1 protein-coding gene is annotated in these 709 nt (G+C 34.6%); it reads right to left on the bottom strand.

The window, feature by feature from the left end; all coding sequences use genetic code 11:
• On the bottom strand, nt 1-709 hold a 709-nt coding region (locus tag C4S77_RS12980), incomplete at both ends, for a DUF7738 domain-containing protein (RefSeq protein ID WP_105246368.1).

Here is a 709-nt window from a genome sequence, read left to right as displayed (position 1 = left end):
TGATTGGGACATATAGAGCTATGATCTTTTTGTTCGCGGAACTCTCCGGTTTTTATAGTGGTAGAGCCGGAATCCCAGCTCCAGTCGCCATCGTTATCCCAGTATCCCATTTTTTCAAGACCTTTTATTTTTGACCTCTCTTTATTTACTTCATTTAAACTCATTCCTGATTTAACCGGTGCTCCCTGTAAATTGACTGTTTGGGTATAGGGGGTAAAAGGATAGATATAATCAGGTTTCTTTTTTAGCATTTTTTCTCTAGATTGATCCAACTCTTCCTGAGTATATGGTTTATTTCTTATTGTACTTTTTAGAAGAGATTCCTCCTCCTCTTTACTTAAAATGTAATATTCATTCCATGCAAATTGCAATTTTCCCGCTCGTCCTACCTTACTATCCAGATTGACAAAGAAAATATATAGTTCTATTGTAGGTCGTGATTCTATAAAAGAACGTGTATTATAATCAGGATCTTTATAATATTTAGCAGCATCCCAATGTATCGTTGCTCCTATTCCTAAAGTATCCCAAATAAAAACTCCATCTACAAATCTATTATATTCTCCAAATATCTTTATCCATTCTTTAAAAGGTTTTCCTAAAGGAAGTTCCTTTCCTTTATAGGTTATTTGGCAGGGAGTAATAGTAAATTCTGTATCCATAGGTTTTGGGGGTTCTTTGGTTTGACATTGGGTGTAAAAACAACAAA

This window comes from Apibacter adventoris, assembly GCF_002964975.1.
GTDB classification, from domain to species: Bacteria; Bacteroidota; Bacteroidia; order Flavobacteriales; family Weeksellaceae; genus Apibacter; species Apibacter adventoris.
Note: the sequence above shows the minus strand (reverse complement) of the source record. Positions and strands in the feature narration are given on the sequence as shown.